General features: G+C 67.9%; 14 protein-coding genes. 8 read left to right on the top strand and 6 right to left on the bottom strand.

Annotated elements, in window-relative coordinates:
• Genes nuoN through ED92_RS03415 form a run of 3 tightly spaced genes read left to right on the top strand, consistent with a single transcriptional unit; the run spans position 1 to position 3,154 of the window.
• On the top strand, positions 1-1,566 hold the full coding sequence (nuoN, locus tag ED92_RS03425) for an NADH-quinone oxidoreductase subunit NuoN (RefSeq protein ID WP_037332903.1): 1,566 nt from the start codon (positions 1-3) through the stop codon (positions 1,564-1,566).
• Complete coding sequence (locus tag ED92_RS03420) at positions 1,533-2,345, top strand: alpha/beta fold hydrolase (protein ID WP_235213231.1); 813 nt, start codon at positions 1,533-1,535, stop codon at positions 2,343-2,345. Before nuoN ends, ED92_RS03420 begins: the two co-directional genes overlap by 34 nt.
• 32 nt (positions 2,346-2,377) lie before the next feature.
• Positions 2,378-3,154, top strand: a complete 777-nt coding sequence (locus ED92_RS03415) for a helix-turn-helix transcriptional regulator (RefSeq protein WP_037335919.1) — start codon at positions 2,378-2,380, stop codon at positions 3,152-3,154.
• Here the strand turns inward: ED92_RS03415 and ED92_RS03410 are convergent.
• The 4 genes from ED92_RS03410 to ED92_RS03395 are packed head-to-tail and all read right to left on the bottom strand — an operon-like array spanning position 3,107 to position 6,188.
• On the bottom strand, positions 3,107-3,859 hold the full coding sequence (locus ED92_RS03410; protein ID WP_037332902.1) for an ESX secretion-associated protein EspG: 753 nt from the start codon (positions 3,857-3,859) through the stop codon (positions 3,107-3,109). The genes ED92_RS03415 and ED92_RS03410 overlap by 48 nt on opposite strands.
• 27 nt (positions 3,860-3,886) lie before the next feature.
• Complete coding sequence (locus ED92_RS03405; protein WP_037332900.1) at positions 3,887-5,146, bottom strand: PPE domain-containing protein; 1,260 nt, start codon at positions 5,144-5,146, stop codon at positions 3,887-3,889.
• Positions 5,146-5,766 carry a DUF3558 domain-containing protein gene (locus tag ED92_RS03400; protein WP_037335918.1) on the bottom strand — a complete coding sequence of 207 codons (621 nt, stop codon included), beginning with the start codon at positions 5,764-5,766 and terminating at the stop codon, positions 5,146-5,148. The genes ED92_RS03405 and ED92_RS03400 overlap by 1 nt, the downstream gene beginning before the upstream one ends.
• Positions 5,766-6,188, bottom strand: coding sequence for a hypothetical protein (locus ED92_RS03395; RefSeq protein ID WP_037332898.1), 423 nt, complete (start codon positions 6,186-6,188; stop codon positions 5,766-5,768). The genes ED92_RS03400 and ED92_RS03395 overlap by 1 nt, the downstream gene beginning before the upstream one ends.
• Positions 6,189-6,487: 299 nt before the next feature.
• Here ED92_RS03395 and ED92_RS03390 point away from each other — a divergent pair, with 299 nt between their 5' ends.
• The 3 genes from ED92_RS03390 to ED92_RS03380 are packed head-to-tail and all read left to right on the top strand — an operon-like array spanning position 6,488 to position 9,587.
• Positions 6,488-7,636 carry a hypothetical protein gene (locus ED92_RS03390; protein WP_235213185.1) on the top strand — a complete coding sequence of 383 codons (1,149 nt, stop codon included), beginning with the start codon at positions 6,488-6,490 and terminating at the stop codon, positions 7,634-7,636.
• 26 nt (positions 7,637-7,662) lie between these two features.
• Positions 7,663-8,850: an AAA family ATPase gene (locus ED92_RS03385; RefSeq protein ID WP_037332894.1), complete on the top strand. Its 1,188-nt coding sequence runs from the start codon at positions 7,663-7,665 to the stop codon at positions 8,848-8,850.
• The gene (locus ED92_RS03380) at positions 8,847-9,587 is read left to right on the top strand and encodes an HNH endonuclease (RefSeq protein ID WP_037332891.1); all 741 of its coding nucleotides are present in this window, start codon (positions 8,847-8,849) and stop codon (positions 9,585-9,587) included. The genes ED92_RS03385 and ED92_RS03380 overlap by 4 nt, the downstream gene beginning before the upstream one ends.
• On the opposite strand, the gene ED92_RS03375 is transcribed toward ED92_RS03380, so the two are convergent.
• A complete protein-coding gene (locus ED92_RS03375; RefSeq protein ID WP_037332889.1) occupies positions 9,563-10,198 on the bottom strand; it encodes an SRPBCC family protein in 636 nt (211 codons plus the stop codon). The two genes, ED92_RS03380 and ED92_RS03375, sit on opposite strands and share 25 nt — an antisense overlap.
• Positions 10,199-10,310: 112 nt before the next feature.
• Complete coding sequence (locus tag ED92_RS03370; RefSeq protein ID WP_037332885.1) at positions 10,311-10,970, bottom strand: hypothetical protein; 660 nt, start codon at positions 10,968-10,970, stop codon at positions 10,311-10,313.
• Positions 10,971-11,150: 180 nt separating this feature from the next.
• Between ED92_RS03370 and ED92_RS03365 the strand changes: the two genes are divergently transcribed.
• Together ED92_RS03365 and ED92_RS03360 are read left to right on the top strand one after the other, a co-directional pair.
• Positions 11,151-11,456, top strand: a complete 306-nt coding sequence (locus tag ED92_RS03365) for a DUF6204 family protein (RefSeq protein ID WP_037332883.1) — start codon at positions 11,151-11,153, stop codon at positions 11,454-11,456.
• A gap of 150 nt (positions 11,457-11,606) precedes the next feature.
• Complete coding sequence (locus tag ED92_RS03360) at positions 11,607-12,632, top strand: polyprenyl synthetase family protein (RefSeq protein ID WP_037332881.1); 1,026 nt, start codon at positions 11,607-11,609, stop codon at positions 12,630-12,632.
• Positions 12,633-12,640: the final 8 nt, after the last annotated feature.

Here is a 12,640-nt window from a genome sequence, read left to right as displayed (position 1 = left end):
GTGCTCTTCTTGACTCAGGCGCCACCGGTGCAGGTGCCGTCGATCGACTACTTCGCCGTCACGCCGATCCTGATCATCCTCGGGGCCGCGTGTGTCAGCGTGCTGCTCGAAGCCTTCTTGCCCAAGCACATGCGGTGGCCGTCGCAGGTCTTCCTGTCCCTGGTCGGGATCGGGGCGGCGGGCGTCTTCCTCGCCTGGTACGCCAGCACTTCCGCGCCGAAAGGCGGCGTCACGACCTTCAGCGGCGCCATCGCCGTCGACCGGCCGTCGCTGTTCCTGTGGGGCACGCTGCTGGCGCTCGCGCTGGGTGCGCTGCTGCTGATCGCGGACCGCTCGGTCGAGCCGGGTGGCGCGTTCGTCGCGCAGGCCGGTATCCGTCCGGGCACGGTCCAGGACCGCGCGCAGGTCGGCACCACCGGTATGCAGACCGAGGTCTTCCCGCTGACGCTGTTCGCGCTCGGCGGCATGATGGCGTTCGTCGCGGCCAACGACCTGCTCACCATGTTCATCGCGCTCGAAGTGCTGAGCCTGCCGCTGTACCTCATGTGCGGTCTGGCCCGTCGCCGTCGCCTGCTCTCGCAGGAGTCGGCGGTCAAGTACTTCCTGCTCGGCGCGTTCTCATCGGCGTTCTTCCTCTACGGTCTCGCGCTGCTCTACGGCTACGCGAACTCCGTGAAGCTGTCGGACATCGCCAACGCCGCCGCCGGTTCGGACCGGTCGGACACACTGCTGTTCGCCGGGCTCGGGCTGCTCGCGGTCGGCCTGCTGTTCAAGGGCTCGGTCGGTCCCTTCCACACCTGGACCCCGGACGTCTACCAGGGCGCGCCGACGCCGGTCACCGCGTTCATGGGCGCCTGCACCAAGGTCGCCGCGTTCGGCGGGATCCTGCGGGTGTTCCAGGTGGCGTTCGAGTCGACCAGCTGGGAATGGCGCGGCGTGCTCTGGGCCGTCGCGATCATCTCGATGCTGATCGGCGCGGTGCTGGGCCTGACGCAGACCGACGTGAAGCGCATGATCGCCTACTCGTCCATCGCGCACGCCGGCTTCCTGCTCGTCGGTGCCATCGCGATGACCGAGGAAGGCCTGTCGAGCACGCTGTTCTACCTGCTGGCCTACGGCTTCACCACGCTCGCCGCGTTCGGTGTCGTCTCGCTGGTGCGGGACTCGAACGGCGAGGCGACGCACCTGTCCGCCTGGGCGGGCCTGGCGAAGCGGTCTCCGGTGCTGGCGGGCGTGTTCACCTTCCTGCTGCTGGCGCTGGCCGGTATCCCGCTGACCAGTGGCTTCGTCGGCAAGTTCGTGGTGTTCTCGGCGGCCCTGTCCGACGGGATGGCGCCGCTGGTCGTCGTCGCCCTGATCTTCAGCGCCGTCGCCGCGTTCTTCTACCTGCGGGTGATCGTGCTGATGTACTTCTCCGAGCCGGCGCCCGACGGTCCGACCGTCACCGTGCCCGGCGCGTTCACCACCACGGCGATCACGCTCGGCGTCATCGTCACGCTGGTGCTGGGGCTGCTCCCGGCGTTCGCCCTCGACTGGGCGGGCTCCGGCGGTTTCGCCCTCAAGTAGTCCTGGTTCGCGAAAGGCCCCCTCGCTGTCGTGAGGGGGCTTTTTCGTGTCAGGGCGACGTCAGGCCGGACCTCGGCCCCGGCATCCCCAACGGCCAGTTCGCGGCCCAGGGTTACTGGCGGCGGATCCTCGCCGACCTGGGCACGGACTTCCGCCACATCACCTACGACGAGCGCGCCCGCGGCAAGTCGCGGCGTTCGGCCGACTACTCCTTCGAGGCCGCCGTCCGCGACGTCGACGCCGTCCTCGCGGCCCGCGGCGTGGAGCGGGCCATCGTGGTGGGCTGGTCCTACGGCGCGGTCGTCGCCGCTCACTGGGCCGCCCGGAACCCGGAGCGGACCATCGGCGCGGTGCTCGTCGACGGCGCGTTCCCGTACGACTGGCTGGACGACGCCATGGAACAGCGGATCAGGAAGATGTTCAAGCGGCTCAACCTGATCATGCCGTTGCTGCGCCCGACCGGCCTGACGCCGCGGATGAGCGCTGCCCAGCAGGCGGAGAGCAACATCGAACTCGGCAAGCTCTCGCGGGAGTCGGAATTGGGACCGGTGCTCGACCGGGTGAAGGTCCCGATGCGGTACGTGGTCGCGTCGGGAACCTCCTTCGGCAGCAAGGGGGACGAGCAGGAACAGATCCGCGCCGGGCTCGACGCGGTGACCGCTCGCAACCCGAACATCAAGGTGAGCGCGAAGGTCGAAAGCAACCATGGGGCGCTGCTGAAGAAGGACTTCACCGCTATTTCGGGGGCTGTTCGCGAGGTCGCCCGCCTCGGGGAATGACTTGCCGGGGCGCATCGGGCAGGTTGCTCGCGATGCCGAAGCCGAAGCCCACACCCCAGGCGAGAGCGCTCGCCGAGGCACTTCGTGTCGCGCGGAAGGCCGCCAAACTGGCCGCGATCGAAGTGGCAGACAAACTGGCATGGTCCCAGTCGACGATCAGCCGGATCGAAACCGGCCTGCGTGCGGCATCCGCCGAGGAGGTGTCCGCGCTGCTCGCGGTCTATCAAGTCACGGGGGAGCGTCGGGAGGCTTTGCTCTCGTTGGCCCGCGACAACGGACCCTGGTGGTTCGCCGACTTGGCCGTTCAGCGGGAAACGCTTGTGCAGTACGGAAAGGAGGCCACCAAGATCGTCGCTTTCGGGACCACGCTGGTTCCTGAGCCGCTCCGAACACCTGCCTACGCGAGGGCTACGAACTCTTCTTTCGCGGTGCTGGGCCAGAAGAGGCTTGCCGCTTACCTCGACGAAGCGGTGCTGCGCCGCCAGGTCGGTGGGCCGAGAGTGATGACGAATCAGCTCCAACATCTCATCGAGGTGGCCGAACGGCCCACCGTCGAACTCCGGGTCATCCCCTTCACCGCCGGAGCGTATCCCGGTGGCGACTACGTTCTCCTGGAATTCGGTCCCGCGCGGCCGCTGGTCTACTTGAAACACCGAGGAACCGGGCTGTTCCTGCACCGGCGCTGCGATGTCGCACCCTACTTCCAGTCCACTGTGGACGCTGTCGCGCTGGATCCCGCCCGGTCGGTGCGCCTGATCGAGTCAGTGGTCGAGGCTCGCTCGCAGCGCGGCGACCTTTTGCGCCAGTAACGCGGGTTCACCGGGGAGGACGGTGATGTACCGGTTCCGGGGAGAGCCGCTCACGTGCATGGCCACCCGGCCGGCCTCGAGGTCGAGATACGTCAGGTCGTCCGTGGCCTCCGTGCGTCTTCCCCTGTCAGGACGCATAGCCGCGGCGAAGAACCCGACACCGAAATAGGGCTGCTCGAACACCTCGTCCAGTTGCCGGGCTTCCCGGCTCCGAGACGCGGGCTCGTCGTAGAGGTCGTTGCCGCCGACGCCGTTGAAATCGTCTTGGGGTAAGGAGAACGGGGAGAATCGCGCGGGCGGGTACTCGGGCAGGTTCATCACGAGCGCGGCCGCGCGGTCGGCGGTCCGCACGCCTTTCAGCCACACCCGGTTTCCTTCGCAGATCGCCGTCACCGCGGCGCGCCCGCGCACGGCGACAAGCACGCTGTACTGCTCCGTCTCCGTGCGGACCGTCGCGTAGTACTCGGTGTTCGGCCGGTCGAGTATGTGCAGGACGTCCTCGAAGTCGCTGGTCAGCCGCTTGCCCTCGGTGAACCCGAGCCCGCCGAGCTCCTCGAACGCCGCCCGGTCTTCGCCGTTTCGCGACGACGGCGGGATGTACCGCAGCCCGCCCGCGAAGATCAGATGCGGATCTCCGCAACCGGCGTGACGGAACGCGGTCAACAGTGTGTCGAGCGTGATCTCGACCGGGCGCGCGAGCACCACGTGCCTCCCTCCCCTGGGACTGTGGTGCTACTTCTTCTTCTCGCCGATCACCGGCGGCGTCGGCTTTTCGATGTAGCCGCCGAAGGTCTCGTCGGGATCCGGGTTCTGGAGGTAGGCCGGAGCCTTCTTCTCCTTGTCCTCCTCGCCCTTCCCGCCGCGCCCCGCGCCCGCTCCCATCGGCATGCCGTTCGCTCCACCACGACCGGCGGCGCCCGCCGCCCCCGTCGTGCCGCGGCCGGCCATGCCCTCGCCGGGCATCCCGGCACCGCTACGGCCGCCCATGCCGGGCTGCTGACCTGTCCCGACGGGCCTGCCTGTCGCACCCGGCGGCCTGCCCCCGGGACCGTAGACGCCGGGCCCGCTCGTCACGGGTCCGTACCCGGGAGGGAACGCGCCGGGCGTGTTGTACGTGGGGCTCGGCTTGCCGGTCGGCCCGAAGTCGAGGTTCGCCGCCGGCGGTACGACCGGCGTGGTCTGGGGCGGCGTGTACGAATTCGCGCGGGTCCCGTCGTCCGGCTGCTGCGCGCCGGGCTGGTGCGGGCCCGGGTACTGGCCAGGCTGGGGCCCTTGTCCTGGCTGGGGGCCGCTGTCGGGCGCTGGGGCGCTCGGCCCGCTGGGCCCACTCGGTGTGCTGGGACCGCTGGGGCCACTGGGTCCGCTCGGTCCTCGGTAGGGCTCGCCAGTACCGTGCTCGCGTCCGTCGGAGCCGTCGCCGAATCCCCTCACCGTGGGCTTCCCAGCGCCGCCCTCGTCCAGAGTGACGCTGCCGCCGGGATCGGTGAGCTGCGCGTACTGAGCAGGCAGCTCGTCGCCGTTGGCGGTGCTGGCCGAATGGTAGGACGCGAAGGTGTCGATGTTGTGCTGGCTGTCGGCCTGGTATCCCTGAACCCTGCTCCAGTAGCCGATCAGGCTGCCACTCATGACGGCCTTGACGTCGTCGGCCGTCGGCGCGGGCTGCTCGGGCGGAACCGGTTTGACCGAGTTCTTGGCCGTACCGAACGCGTCCATCTGGGAGCTGATGGCGGTCTGGGCCCGCGTCAGATGCGCCACGTCGTCCGCCGCCGCTTCGACGACCGGCATCGTCGCGTCGACCGCGGCCATGCTGGCCCCACCCTGCCAACCCGCCAGAGTCTTCTGGGTGAGGGCGGCGAGACGCTGTGCCCGTTCATGGTGCCGTCGGGTCAGCTCATGGGCTGCCCGCTGGGCATCGGAGAGCGAGCCAGTGCCCTCGCCCTTGGTGATCTGTTCGTAGATCTGGGTCGCGGTGAGCGGTCCTTCGGCGACCATCAGTTGCTCCCTCGGATGGTGGTCAGGACCCTGATCGCGGCTTCACGGGCAGCGTCGCAGGGGTCCTTCTTGCCGATGTTGGCCTCGGACTGCTCCACCACGATTCCGACGGTTTCGGTATCGCTCGCTCCAAGCGCCACCGAGCACTTGCCTGAGGGGCGTTCGTCGGTCACGCCGTAGACGGTCAGTGGGTAGCCGTCGACCGGCGAGAGCGGTTCGACGAGCTTGTAGGTAGCCCCTTTGGCTTTGTAAACACTTGCGGTACCTCCGTCGGGAGACCGGCCGAAGATCACGTCAATCAGCGGGCGGGAGGTGGAGGGAATGGACCACATGCAGGAAGGGCCCGCCGTGCCATCTAGACGTTCCTTCGGTGCGGCGCCGGGGCCGAGGAGCTCACTAGCCTGTATTTCGGATAGAGCGTTGCAAGGTGCTTGCTTGACCTGCGTCAGGGTGAGCGGATTCGCGACCTTGGGAACATCAGGGTCAGGCACCTGAGAAGAGCTTGAAGGACCTGAGCTCTTGCCACCATTCGTGGGAGTGGGAGTGCCATCGGTCGTCGTTGGCGAGCACCCGGCGAGCGCAAGTGCGGCAATACCGACGAGAAGGACGGAGCGTCGCATCACAAGATGCCCTTCGGCTGGTGATTGATGACCGTGGCGGCGTGCGCGTCCGCGGCGGTGTACTTGCCGAGTGCGGTCAAGTACTTGCGCGCCATGTTCTCGCAGTAGGCGATGCGCTGGGTGAGTGCGTCCCTGAGGGCTGCGCCGGATTGTTGAGTGACGTCGGCGTTGTTTCCGCTCGCGTACTCCGCTCCAGGGGGCTTCGTCTTGACCAAGTAGTCCGCCTGATTCAGATCAGCTTTGTACTCTTTGGCCAGGTCAGACCATTCATTCGCCAGCTCATGCAGAGTCGCCTCGTCGTATTTGAACCCCGCCCCTTCGGCGACAGGCGTTCCGTACGAGCCGCCGGCAGGGCGGAAGCGGTCGACCTCACTCCAGCGCAGGCCCGGCTCGTAGACCGGCGATCCCTCAGGCACGGCCATGCACCCCCGCGGCGCCGAACCGTTCCCCGCTGAATGGCCGAAGCCGCCCCGAAGTCACCGTCGTCATGTGCCCCTCCCGTGGCTACAAGGCGCGTCTCCCCGATGCACCCTGCGTAATCCGACGCCGGGAAGATTACCAGGGTTCCCGGGCCGGTGAGCCCGACTGCATAAAGCCACGTTCCCTGCTGAATAGCCGAGGACAACTCAGTGACTATCCGTGAAAACCGATCGTGTGAATGATCCCTAAAAAACAGGGTTCTACCTGGTAGGAGACGCGCCGAATTCGCATACTCTGCGTAATGAAGTTTCGAAGAGTGATTCTCGGCGCAGTACTCCTGGGCCTGCTGACGGCTTGTGCGGAATCCGTGGATACGCCCCCTCCGCCACCGCAGTTTCCGAAATGGCAGCCGAAACAACCGCGTCCTGCGGATCGCGACGAGAAGGCCGTCGATGCGGCGCTCGCGACGCTGGATCTCTGCGAGTTGATCGACCTCGCCGTCTACGACCGCAGAAGGGGAGACGTTACCCGGCCGGTCGAGAGGAAGGCGGAGGTCAAGCACGGCAGGAAGCAGTGCTCGCTGTTTCGCGGGGGCTACGACCTCATCTCGGTCCGCGATATGGACCCGAGTCACCTCGTACTCCATCGGGTCGACGGCACCGTCATCGACTTGGGCGGGGTGAAGGGCTATCAGACCGAAACACGGCGCATGGGTGGTCTCGATGGTTGCGAGATCACGGTGCCGGTGAGCTTCGAGCGCGCGATCACGTTCGAGATCGGTAGGGCCAGTCGAGGCAAGGACTGCGGCCTCCTCCGCGACTTCGCCACCGCGGGCGCCGCGAAACTGCCCCGCGACCTCGTCTACCCGCCGGACGGTCAAGACAGTGCCCGGATCGCGGCCTGCGCCGACTGGGTCTCCACTGAAGAGGGTGAGACCTGCGATCCGGCGGTCGAGGTCGAAGTGCCGACCGGGGCCGAGGCGGTCATCGCCGCCGGCGCCGCAGATCCGAACGTCGAATGCGCGGTGTTCCGTGACGCGGTCCGGATGGCGTTCGGCCCGGACTTCGCGCCGATCGCCACGCCGGGATCGTGCTACTTCGTCGAGCCGAAACACCGGTTGCAGATCGAGGCCGGGGCCACCGCGAACGGCGGCGCTCCGGGGGAATGGCACGCCGACCCGAACAAGACCTACAAAGACCACCAGCTGATCACGTTCGGCGAGAGCCCTGGGGTCACGTTCCGTACGCAGGACGACCGCGAATTCGCCCTTTACGCCTCACCGCTCGGGAACATCGACGTCCGCGGGCATGTCCGGCTGCGGATCGTGCCCGAGCATGAGCGAGGCATCAAGGACTGGGACCGCTCGAAGGTCGTTTCGGACCTGGACGTCGGCAAGGCGCTCGCTGTGATGGATTTCGTGATGGCGACCCACTTTCGGGGGCCCAGGTGACGCCGACGCCGTCGTAAGCTTCCTCCATGTACATCGAGCGGGTCCGGCTGGAGAACATCCGCGGCTTCAGCGGCGCCCGCGCCGTCGACCTCCGGCTGCCCGGCCCCGGCTGGGTGGTCCTCGCCGGGCGCAACGGGTCGGGCAAGACCTCGTTGCTGCGCGCCATCGCGGTCGCGGCGGCGCCGGACGTCGCGTGGGGCCTGTTGTCGGACGCCGGCAGCTGGATCTCGACGGACCAGACGTCCGGGTCGATCGAGCTTTCGGTGATGCGCGAGGAGGGCCCGGCGCCGGTCGAGGTCCGCTGGCTCGACTCCGGTCTCCTGCCGATCTCCGGACTTCCTCCCGGCCAGCCGTTCTGTGCGGCGTATGGACCGTTCCGGCGGCTCGCGGGCGGCAGTGGCGAGGCCGAGTCGTGGATGCGCGGCGCGGGATCGTTGGCGCGGATGGCCAGCCTGTTCCACGAAGACGCCTCGCTCGCCGAGGGGGTCACGTGGCTGATCAATCAGCATCTCCGTGCCCTGGAAGGAAAAGCGGGCGCGCGTGAGCTGAAGGACAAGGCGTTGGAGATCCTCGGGGACGGTCTCCTGCCGGGCGGTTACCGGATCCGGGACGTCGATTCGGACGGGCTCTGGGTCGAGTACCGGGGCGACCGGTTCCCGCTGCGCGAGATGAGCGACGGCTACCGCACGGTGACCGCGCTCGTGGTCGACCTCCTCAAGCAACTCGACGGCGCCGGCCTCGATCACGAGAGTCCCGGCGTCGTGATCATCGACGAGGTGGACGCGCATCTCCACGTGTCGTGGCAGAAACGCATGGGGCCGTGGTTCAAGGCGCATTTCCCGCGCATCCAGTTCATCGTCACCACGCACAGCCCCTACGTCTGCCAGGCCGCCGACCCGGGCGGGCTCATCCGGCTTTCCGGGCCCGACGAAGAGGTTCCGCCGCGCGTGGTCTCCGAGGAGCTGTACGAGCGGGTCGTGTTCGGGTCCGGGGACGACGCGGTGCTGTCCGACCTTTTCGGCTTGGACACGCCCTATTCGCCGCAAGCGGTCGAACTGCGGGAGCATCTCGCCGAGCTCGAATTCCAGGTGGCGTCCGGCCGGGCGGACGCGAACGGCGTCCGGGAATGGGAACGCCTGCGCGGCATGCTGAGCAGTTCACCGCCCAGCCGGGTCGACGAGGTGGCCAGGCGGTTCGAGGCCGACGATCGGTGATCGGGATCCGCCGGATCGCGCTGCCGGGGCAGGTGGTGGCCGATCTCGAAGAGCTGACGGCGCGGATCCCTCCCGGTGACACGAAAGAAGCCCGGCGACTCTGGCGGGTTTCCCGTGCCGTGCGGCGTTCCTTGCGGGCCGGGCTGGACGTCATGGCCGCCGGCCGCGGCTACTGCATGTACTGCGGAGACGGCCTTGGGTCCACTGTGGACCATTTCGAGCCGATCGCGAGGAATCCGGGCCGCGCCTTCGACTGGCTCAATCACGTGCTCGCCTGCGAATACTGCAACAGCCACCACAAACGCGACCTTTTCCCGGTGGACGACAACGGCAACAGCCTGCTCGTCGATCCGACCGCCGAAGATCCGCTGGAGCATCTGTTCCTGGTGCTCTCGATCGGGACCTACCGCGCACTGACCGAAAAGGGCGCACAGACCATCAAGGTGTGCGGGCTGAACCGCGCGCAATTGGCGCGGGGGCGGGAAACCGCGGTCAGCCAGGTGACCGCGCTCGTCCTCGCCTGGTGGACCGCGCGCGAACTGGGGGACGAGGTGAAACGGCGCGCGATGGTCTGGACCCTGCTCGACCAGCCGCACGCCGACGTCCTCCACGCGATGCTCCGCCAGGCGGGGATGCCGGGAGCCCGCGCCGTGTTCCGGGCGGACGACGAGCTCATCGACCTGCTTCGCGCCCCGGAACTCGCCGAAGATCTTCAGCTCTCCGGCGGCGCGGTGTAAGCGGCCAAGGTGGCGTCGGCGCGGGTGCGGGCGGTGGCGGGGTCCGTCCCATTGGCGACGTCGGCTTCGTACCATGCCTCGTTGCTCAGCGTCATGAACCGCACGCCTTCCTCGCTGGTCATCCAGGCCATAGCCGCTTCGGGATCGGCGGCTTCGCCGGACGCGAGGTGGAGCGCGAGCCCGTTCAGCATCATGTCCCAGCCGATGCCCACCGCGCCGGGCCCGAACTGGTTCCAGTGCTCGTTGGGAACGGCGGTGTGGTCGAGTTCGAACCGGGTGCGGCCGTCGGCTTCGGGGCTCAGCCGGAGTTCGATCCAGCTGACGTCGCCGCCGTACTCCCAGGTCGCGGCGAAGCTCTTGGGCGGGTCACAGCGTTCGATCGTCCCGCCCGCGTTGCCTTCGAGCTGGTACTTGCCGCCGACGCGCAGTTCGCCGCTCACCGGCAGGAACCAGCGCGGGATGCGTTCGGGATTGGTGCAGGCGTCCCAAAGGTCGTCGAGGCCGGCGTCGTAGACCTGGCTGACGGTCGCCGTCACCGCCTCGCCCGCTTCGATCACGCGTTTGCCCAGTTTGCGCTGGACGGAGTCGATCTGGCTGGTCACGTCGACCATCGGTGCCCTCCTCTGCTCGGCTGCCGCCAAGGTATCAGCAGAGGCTTATATAAGCCAGAATGGAAAAGGGGCGCCCGGCAGGTTTCGGACGCCCCTTTCCCGGCGGGCCGGCTTACGGAGTGGGGGAGCAGGCCGTGCGCCCGATGACCACTTCGCCGGTGATGTTCGAGGCCGGGGCGAACTTGATCCGCAGCATGGTCAGCCCGATGCTGCCGTCGCCCGGCAAGGTCTGCTCGTTGAAGATCGCTTCGGCGAGCAGCGTGCCGTTGGACTTGGTGATCGGCTTGACGTAGCCGACCGGCACCGGCGACGGCAGGGTGCCGAGCCCGGTCGCGCCGCCGTAGGTCCAACTGGCGTTCGTGCTGGTCTGGGTCGCCGTGCAGTTGACCGAGTAGGACCTGATCTTGATCCGCGGCCCGCTCGACGACACCAGCGCCGACAGCTCGAAGTTCTGTCCCTTGGCTTCCGACTTCGTCGTGGTCACGTCGTTTTCGGGGTCGACGACGGTGGTCGTGCACGTCGTCGTGCCGCCACCGAACGTGATCCCGGTCCTGGTCACGACCCCGGAAGAGTTGCTGGTCGGTCCCTCGACCGCGCAGTCGGCGAGCGAGGCGATCGAGATCGGCGCCGAGGTGCCCTTGGTGAAGGCGGCGGAGCCGAGTGAAGCCACTCCGGCCGGGTTCGAAGCGGCGGCCGGAGACACCCCGGCGCCGAGACCTGCCAGCAGCAGTGCGCCGACGAGGCCTGCCCGGCTTGCGATGGTGATGCGCATTTCCACGTCCTCCTCACGTGACGGAGAGCGAGCCGGTTGGCCGTTCTTCCTTTGTCATCACTATCTGCGTGTCGGATTCGCCCGTTGCGCGCGTGACGGTCGTTTCACTCGACAGTGGATCATGGACACCCATTGGATATTCGGGTTCGTATCCGGATACAGGTCTGTATATTCGGGCGTATGCCGACCTACCGCGTCCTCGTCAACGGCAAGTTCGACCACCCCGACGCCGACACCCGTGCCCGGCTCCTCGCGGAATTGAGCGACCATCAGGCGATCGGGTTCACCGAGGACGGCTTGCTCACCTACAGCGCGCACCTCGGCGCGTTCACCTTCCGCATCACGCTGCAGGGCGAGGAAGAACGTGACGTACTCGACGAGGCCGAGTTGAAGGTCATGGAACTGCTGGACGCCAAGGGCTATCCGTATCGCGACGTCGCGGGCAAGGCGACCTGCATGGACGACATCAAGATCCGCCGCCGCTGACCCGTTCGCGCCCGAGCGGGCGGGATACTCGGCGGGGGTGTCATCTTCGTCACCGTTTCCGCAGGACAGCACGTCAACAGGCCTCAGCGGGTAGCCACTACGCTGGGACCAACCCCGAACGGTGTCAAAGAGAGCGGAGCCGACGTGTCTGTGTCTTCACCTGCCCCAGGTGGTGCCATCGAGGACCTGCGCGCGTCCGTGGGGCTCCAGATCGCCGACGAGCAGCTCCTGCGCACCCTCGCGACCGGTCTCGCCGATGTCGAGACCCTGCTCCGCGAGGTCGTCCGCAGTGACGTCAAGGCCGTCGAGGACGCCGCTTCGCACCTGGTCGAGGCGGGGGGCAAACGTTTCCGTCCGCTGTTCACGCTGCTCGCCTCGCAGTTCGGGCCGAAGCAGGGCGACCAGGTGGTCACCGCCGCCGCGGCCGTCGAGCTGGTGCACCTCGCGACGCTGTACCACGACGACGTGATGGACGAGGCGACGATGCGCCGCGGCGCGGAGAGCGTCAACGCCCGCTGGGACAACACCATCGCCATCCTGACCGGCGATTTCCTGTTCGCGCATGCCTCGCGGCTGGTAGCCGACCTCGGCACCGACGCGGCCCGGATCATCGCCGAGACCTTCGGCGAGCTGGTCACCGGCCAGATGCGCGAGACGGTCGGCCCGGCCGAGGGCGACGACGCCGTCGAGCACTACCTCACGGTCATCGCGCAGAAGACCGGTTCGCTGATCGCCACCTCCGGCCGGTTCGGCGGGATGATGTCCGGCGCGCCCGACGAGTACATCGACGCGCTTCGCCGCTTCGGCGACATCATCGGGACGGCGTTCCAGATCTCCGACGACGTCATCGACATCGCGTCCGCTTCCGACGAGCTCGGCAAGGCGCAGGGCACGGACCTGCGCGAAGGCGTCCGCACGCTGCCCATGCTGTACGCGCTGGCCGACCCGGCCACCGACCCGCGCCTGGTCGAGCTGCTGTCCGGCCCGATCTCCGACGACAAGCTCGTCGCCGAGGCCCTCGGCCTGCTGCGGGCCTCGTCCGGACTCGAACGCGCACGCGAAACTCTTTCCGACTACGCTCGTCGGGCGCGTGCCGAGCTCGCGGCGCTGCCCGCGTCGCCCGCCCGGGACGCCTGCGAATCGGTCGCCGACTACCTGGTCGCGCGAACGCATTGACAAAGGGC

Source organism: Amycolatopsis sp. MJM2582 (genome assembly GCF_000754115.1).
GTDB classification, from domain to species: domain Bacteria; phylum Actinomycetota; class Actinomycetes; order Mycobacteriales; family Pseudonocardiaceae; genus Amycolatopsis; species Amycolatopsis japonica.
This window is presented reverse-complemented; position numbering and strand designations above follow the sequence as displayed.

Excerpts from the sequence above, each read along its gene's own strand:
- ED92_RS03400 (WP_037335918.1), bottom strand. The coding sequence starts at position 5,766 with ATGCGACGCTCCGTCCTTCTCGTCGGTATTGCCGCACTTGCGCTCGCC.
- ED92_RS03375 (WP_037332889.1), bottom strand. The coding sequence starts at position 10,198 with ATGGTCGACGTGACCAGCCAGATCGACTCCGTCCAGCGCAAACTGGGC.
- ED92_RS03365 (WP_037332883.1), top strand. The coding sequence starts at position 11,151 with ATGCCGACCTACCGCGTCCTCGTCAACGGCAAGTTCGACCACCCCGAC.
- ED92_RS03405 (WP_037332900.1), bottom strand. The coding sequence starts at position 5,146 with ATGGTCGCCGAAGGACCGCTCACCGCGACCCAGATCTACGAACAGATC.
- ED92_RS03390 (WP_235213185.1), top strand. The coding sequence starts at position 6,488 with ATGAAGTTTCGAAGAGTGATTCTCGGCGCAGTACTCCTGGGCCTGCTG.
- ED92_RS03385 (WP_037332894.1), top strand. The coding sequence starts at position 7,663 with ATGTACATCGAGCGGGTCCGGCTGGAGAACATCCGCGGCTTCAGCGGC.
- ED92_RS03370 (WP_037332885.1), bottom strand. The coding sequence starts at position 10,970 with ATGCGCATCACCATCGCAAGCCGGGCAGGCCTCGTCGGCGCACTGCTG.
- ED92_RS03415 (WP_037335919.1), top strand. The coding sequence starts at position 2,378 with ATGCCGAAGCCGAAGCCCACACCCCAGGCGAGAGCGCTCGCCGAGGCA.
- ED92_RS03395 (WP_037332898.1), bottom strand. The coding sequence starts at position 6,188 with ATGGCCGTGCCTGAGGGATCGCCGGTCTACGAGCCGGGCCTGCGCTGG.